This window comes from Bradyrhizobium sp. UFLA05-108 (assembly GCF_059803455.1).
The window spans coordinates 1-777 of record NZ_JBANAZ010000237.1; the positions used below are offsets into that span (position 1 = coordinate 1).

Below are 777 nucleotides of genomic sequence, written 5' to 3' on the forward strand. Positions count from 1 at the left end.
CCGGCGCGCCGGTCAGCCCGGCATAGCGCGCGACAGCTCTGCGATCACGCAGATTGCGCGACAGCGCCTCATGCACCAGCATGTCGGCGGTCTCGATGGCGATGCCGAGGACCCTTGCGATCAAACGAACCATCGCATGGGGACCCGTTGCTGCGGCCGGCGCAGCGGCGAGACGCTGCAAACGTTCGCGTTCGATGGCACGGATCTGGTCACGCACCAGGCTCAGCCGTTCCAGATCGCGGCATAGCTCCGCATGGGTATTGTCCGGCAGCGGCGTTCCCTCTGCGGTACGCAGCGTCTGGAGCTTCTGCGCCGCCTTCCGCAGCCTCGGATTGAACCCGCCGATGCCGACCAGGGCGAGGACGGCTTTGACGCGGTTGACGATCCGCGTCTGGTCGCTGACCAGGCTCTGCCGCTCACGGCCCGGTCGCCGTGTGTCTTCCTGCGCCATGGTCGGGATCGCGACCATGCTGCAATGGCGCTTCTCGCCACGCAGCCAGCCGAGCAATGAGCGCATCAGCAGTTCCGTGTCGATCCGATCGCTCTTGGCGCGCCGGTGCTCGCGTGACACCGCGATGCTCGCCGCATGGATAACATAGGCCTCTATGGCATGGGTCTGTAGCCAGCGCGCCAGCCAGAACCCGTCCCGCCCAGCCTCATAGGCGCAGACGATCCGCTTGATCACACGGCCCGCCTTGCGTGCTTCCTCGCGCCAACGCTGCAACAGCTTCAGCAGAGCGGCCGCGTCAGCATCAAGCTTCTTCAGCGGCTGACGCG

Annotated in this window: 1 protein-coding gene; it reads right to left on the reverse strand. The window is 66.4% G+C overall.

The genetic code is table 11. The features are described from left to right. Window positions 1–777: IS110 family transposase (locus SO140_RS46225; protein ID WP_498544237.1), on the reverse strand; the 777-nt coding region annotated here is incomplete at both ends.